The 4,881-nt window shown below is 70.4% G+C and carries 6 protein-coding genes and 1 pseudogene; 4 read left to right on the forward strand and 3 right to left on the reverse strand.

The genetic code is table 11. The features are described from left to right. Positions 1-682: pseudogene (locus AOK23_RS33455) on the forward strand (hypothetical protein); the annotation flags it as partial. On the opposite strand, the gene AOK23_RS33460 reads toward AOK23_RS33455, so the two are convergent. Both AOK23_RS33460 and AOK23_RS33465 read right to left on the reverse strand, forming a co-directional pair. Then, positions 657-1,250 (reverse strand): TlpA family protein disulfide reductase, encoded by a 594-nt coding sequence (locus AOK23_RS33460; RefSeq protein ID WP_055716295.1) that lies wholly within the window; start codon positions 1,248-1,250, stop codon positions 657-659. The pseudogene AOK23_RS33455 and the gene AOK23_RS33460 sit on opposite strands and share 26 nt — an antisense overlap. Before the next feature lie 122 nt (positions 1,251-1,372). After that, complete coding sequence (locus AOK23_RS33465; RefSeq protein WP_055716296.1) at positions 1,373-1,864, reverse strand: DUF3515 family protein; 492 nt, start codon at positions 1,862-1,864, stop codon at positions 1,373-1,375. Positions 1,865-2,022: 158 nt separating this feature from the next. Between AOK23_RS33465 and AOK23_RS33470 the strand changes: the two genes are divergently transcribed. Further along, on the forward strand, positions 2,023-2,574 hold the full coding sequence (locus AOK23_RS33470; RefSeq protein ID WP_240496684.1) for an RICIN domain-containing protein: 552 nt from the start codon (positions 2,023-2,025) through the stop codon (positions 2,572-2,574). Between the two features lie 251 nt (positions 2,575-2,825). Continuing rightward, positions 2,826-3,266 (forward strand): hypothetical protein, encoded by a 441-nt coding sequence (locus AOK23_RS33475; protein WP_055716297.1) that lies wholly within the window; start codon positions 2,826-2,828, stop codon positions 3,264-3,266. Between the two features lie 264 nt (positions 3,267-3,530). Here the strand turns inward: AOK23_RS33475 and AOK23_RS33480 are convergent, their stop codons facing one another. Then, the gene (locus AOK23_RS33480; RefSeq protein WP_055520293.1) at positions 3,531-3,881 is read right to left on the reverse strand and encodes a LuxR C-terminal-related transcriptional regulator; all 351 of its coding nucleotides are present in this window, start codon (positions 3,879-3,881) and stop codon (positions 3,531-3,533) included. Between the two features lie 195 nt (positions 3,882-4,076). Here AOK23_RS33480 and AOK23_RS33485 point away from each other — a divergent pair, with 195 nt between their 5' ends. Continuing rightward, positions 4,077-4,850 (forward strand): hypothetical protein, encoded by a 774-nt coding sequence (locus tag AOK23_RS33485; RefSeq protein WP_055716298.1) that lies wholly within the window; start codon positions 4,077-4,079, stop codon positions 4,848-4,850. Positions 4,851-4,881: the final 31 nt, after the last annotated feature.

Consider the following 4,881-nt stretch of genomic DNA (forward strand, 5'->3'; position numbering starts at 1 on the left):
CACCGGCTTCGACGACGACGAGTACGGCTCCCAGCTGCGCTACCAGGTGGGCGCCTACGACAAGGCCCAGGTCGACGAGCGGCTCGACCACTTCCGCAGGCTCGCCGGGGAGTGCCGCGAGTTCACCGTCACCGGGTTCGGGGACCGCGAGTACGCCGCCGAGATCACCCCCGTGGACCTCCCCCGCGGCATCGGTGACGCCCGGCAGGGGCTGCGGCTGGTCGTCCGCGGTGACGTCGGCGGCGAGGAGGGCGCCCTCACCCTCGACCTCGCCGCGGTCCGCGTCGGCGACACCGCCGTCCTCCTCACCCACGGCGGCCTCTACGGCGCCGAGCGGCTCCAGCAGGTCCTCGCCGAGAAGAAGACGAAGAAGGACGGGACGAAGAAGGGGGAGCCCAAGAAGGGCGAGCCGAAGAAGGGCGAGAAGGGGACGCGGACGACGGAGCGGGACGAGGAACAGGGCGGCCGCGAGGAGACCGGCCGGGAGGACTCGGACGAGTCCACCGGGACGGCCCCGGACGACGACACCGACGGCTCCGCGGAGGAGGCCACCGGGGACGGCGACACCGGTTCCGGCGACTCGGGCGATGCCGACGAGTCAGGCGACTCCGGTGACTTTGACGACTCCTCGGACGGGTACCGGGACGAGGCCCGGGCTACTTCTCCTTCAGGATCGGCGTGACGGCGTTCCGCACGTCGTCCGTGGTCACGGGGGTCTGGGTCGCTCCGGCGATCCGGCCCTCGCGGTCGATGTAGAGGGTGAAGGGGAGGATCTGCGGGTTCACCAGGCCGCGCGGCAGCTTCAGGAACTGCCTGCCGCCCGGGTCGTGCAGGCTCGGGTAGGACAGCCCCAGCTCCTTCTGGAAGGCGAGGGCGTTCTTCCGGCCCGCGTCGGTGCTGACCCCCAGCACGCGTACGCCCTGCTCCTTCAGCTCCCGCTGCACCTTGTCCAGTGCCGGTGACTCGGCGCGGCAGGGGCCGCACCAGGTGGCCCAGGCGTTCACCACGACGACGTCGCCCCGGTAGTCGGACAGGCGGATCGGGCGGCCGTCGACGGTGGTGCCGGAGAGGTCCGGCGCGTCCTCGCGCTGGGCCGCCGGGACGCGCCTGAGCGCGGACCCCTCCGAGCGGTCGGACCGCCCGGCCCCGGCCCCGTCGGTCTGGAGCGTCTTCGTCGTCGTACAGCCGGAGAGCACGACACCGGCCGCGATCGCGCACACGACCGCCCGCGAGATCCTCTTCGTCGCCACCTGTGTCCCTACTCCCTGCCCCGGCTCCGCCGACCGGCCGGACCTGCCCTCCACCCTAGGACCCCCCTCGGCGGGGCTCGGCGGAAGGGGCCGGGCAGCGGCCGCCACCGGGCGTCCGTCCGCTAAGGGGTGTCCGCGAGGGACAGGCACTCGCCGCTCTGCTCGATCGGCTTCACGATGCCGGACAGTCCGACCAGGACCGCGTCGGTGGCGGCCCGGTCGGCGGCCACCTGGACCTCGACGGCGGGCTCCCGGCCGTAGGTGATCAGCAGCTGTCGGCCCTCGCGCCGCTCGTCCGCGCGCCACACCCAGTCCACGCCGTCCACCTGGGTGCAGGGGTCTTCGGTGGGCCTGGGGCTGGGGAACCCGCAGCGCACGACGATCGACCCGTCGCCGTACACGGCGGCGCCCTTCGTGTCGGTGTCCGCCCGGTCCAGCCCGGCCAGCCGCTCCGGGTACTGCGCGCTGACCCGGGCGCACGCGGGATCCGCGGCGCGGGGGGCGGCGGCGAAGCTGTAGGTCGGCTCGCTGAGCACCCGCACCGTGACCGTGGCGGCGGTGACGAGCGCCACGGCGCCGGTGGCCAGGAGAGCGATACGGGTACGGCGGAGCATGACGCGATCGTACGGCGGGCGGCCGCGGGCCCTTCCGGCGGGCTGGGTCGGCCGTGGTGACACGTTGCACCTTGGGGCAGTGCCCTAAGAGTCAATACCCCTCCCACCAGCGGGAATCTAGGCTTCTGGTGATCCGAGTACGCGATTGCGAAGGGGACGTGGTCCTGGTGAAGAACGGCGCGAAGGGCCTGGTGCTCGCGGGTGTCGCGGGTGCGCTGCTGGCGGGCGGGGCGATTCCGGCATCGGCGGCCTCCACGGCGGCGCAGGACACCATTCCGAAGGGCTACGGCAACGTGCGCCTGGAGAAGGTGTGGGGCAAGAGCGGCATGTGCCTGTCGATGGACAACGCCAAGGGCAACGGGGCCGTGCTGAAGCTGCGCGGCTGTTCGAGGACGGCGACCACCCAGCGGTGGGACCTCGTGTGGATCAACAACAACAAGCCGAACCAGACCCGGCTGTTCGTGATCAAGAACAAGCACTCGAAGAAGTGCCTGTCCGTGTCGTCGGCCGCGACGAACACCCAGGTCAAGCAGTCGAGCTGCAACAAGTCCAAGGGCCAGCAGTGGGCCCTCGGCGGCAGCAAGATCTACAGCAAGCTCGCCAACAAGGTGATCACCGCCGGCCGTGACACGTCCGGCACGAAGATCACGATCACGCCGTCCGGCAGCTCGGACGCCGCGCGCAAGAAGCAGGAGTGGGGTCTGTCCTGACCTCTCCCGCCGATCCCGCCGGCAGCGGCGGGGGACACGGCGAACGGCCTGCTCGCCCGAGGGGGTGAGCAGGCCGTTCGCCGCACCCGTGGTGCCGGACCCCCGACCGGCTCACGGGTCGACGCGCGGGCACCCGGCCCGTTCGGGCGGGGCACCGGCTGAGAGACTCCTGTCGTCCTCCGCCGGCCGACCACGGCGGGGACCGTCGCCGGTCGACCGCCGGTGGCGACGGGGATCCGAGGAGCGCGCGCATGCTGACACCGTGGAGCCGAGCGGCCGGATACGCCGCCCTGGTCACCCTGCCCTCCTGGCTGTGGGGCGCGCTCGTGGTGCACGTGGGCGGGGGTTTCTCCCTCGCCGAGCTCGGGATCGGAATGATCGCCGGGGGCGGGCTGTTCTTCCCTCCCCTGGCCGTCGCCGTGCTGACCGTCGTGCGGAAGGCGCTCCCGGCGCTGTCGCGCTGGCGCACCGCGACCATCGACGTCTCGGTCTACGCGTTCCTGGTGCTGGTGTGCGCGGTGCTGGGCGGGGTGTGGGGCGGGAGCGGTCTCGCGGAGTCGGTCGACTGGGCCTTCGTGATGATGACCGTCGCCCTGCTGGACCTTCAGTTCGTGATGGCGATGGGTTTGAGTGCCTGGGGCTACGACCGCCTCGTGCCGACGGCGCCCTCCGGCCGGGTGATCCGGACCTGAGCGGGGGCCCGCCCCTCGGCGAGCCCCCGCCCACAGGTCAGCTCCGCGTGCCGGACCCCGGTCCGGGTCTGGCCGCGACAGGTATGGCTTCGGACATGCGACGCATACTCATATTCACCCCGTAAGTCGTTTCCGTTGCTGTTGAGTTGATTGATCTCTCCCGCTGTGGAGAGTCAAAATTTCCACAAGTGAACGTCAAATCCACGCCGTGCAACGCCCTTGGGGAAGTGTGGTCGAGGGCGCTGGGCCGGTCGCGGCCGACGCTCAGACCGCGGATGCCCCGACGAGTCGGGACGACAGCGGCGCGGCCGAGCCGCACGCGCACCGGGGGTCGGCGCACAGCAGCTCATGGGCGAGGACGGAGAGCACCGCGACCTGAAGCCGGGTCTCCTGCTGCAGTTTCTCCACTATTCGGGCGACATGCGCTTTCACCGTCCGCTCGGCGATCCCGAGTTCACGGGCGAGTTGACGGTTGCCCAGGCCCGTCCCCAGCAGAAGCAGGACTTCCTTCTCCCGGTCCGTCAGCGTCTTGAGCCTGCTGATGTCCCGAACCGGGTCGGCTCCCGTGCGCCGGTAGGCGCACGCGGTGTCTCCTACGTCAGACCTCTTGGTCATGGGTCTGTCCTTCCCGATGCCGCTTTTCCCGACAGAGCCCCGTGCCCCGGGTGCGGCGGCGATCTCCCTCCAACTTAGCGTCCGCTACTGACAAGAAGAACCCTGTAATGACACGGCCACGTCACAGTGAGGGGATCCCCCAAGGTCACTGCCCAAAGGGACAATTTTGGCCAACTCCGCTGATCCCTAAGCTCGTTGTCACGCACCATCCAACGGCACACCATCAACGGGGAGATCACTGTGCACAGCCGCTTCACCAAGCGTCGCCTCGCCGCAGCAGCCGTCGCGGGAGCCGCCGCCGTCGCCGTGCTGGCTCCGGCCGCGTCCGCCGCCGAGTTCGGCCCGCAGCAGGGCGTACAGACGGTCGCCGACCAGGCCGCCGGGAAGCTGCCGGCGAAGCTGACGGTCGGCAGCTACGTCGCCTACCTCAAGGCCCAGAAGACGCCCGAGGCCAAGAGCACCCTCAAGAGCTTCTCCGCGCTCCCGGCCGCCAAGAAGGCCAAGTTCGTGGGGTACCTCCAGGACGGCAAGATCTACGGGTCCCTCTTCAAGCAGCTCAAGGGCACCCTCAACCGCCCGGTGACCAACGTCACCTCGTACAACGCGGACGTCAAGTTCGTCCACAGCGTGTCCTCGAAGGGCGGCCTCAAGGGCGGTCACCTGGTGACCTACAGCGCGACCGAGAAGATCTTCAACATCCCGGTCACCACCGAGAAGCTGACCCTCCGCTACAACGTGGTCAAGGGCAAGGTCCAGCGCAACGCCCGCGCCCAGGCCCAGGTCACCAATGTCAACGCCGCGTACGCGATCAAGGGCGGCGCGGTCAAGGTCGCCGTCAAGGGCATCGCCCGCGCCGACGTCACGTGGAAGGCCACGCCGCGCGTCCAGGCCGTCGGCAAGGCCGTCGCCAAGGACCAGGCCGTCACCGGTCACACCAAGACCTGGACCGCCCAGCTGATCCACGGCTGACGTCCGGTCTCCCTCACTCTCCCGGGGGAAG

This window comes from Streptomyces torulosus (genome assembly GCF_001419765.1).
Lineage (GTDB): Bacteria > Actinomycetota > Actinomycetes > Streptomycetales > Streptomycetaceae > Streptomyces > Streptomyces torulosus.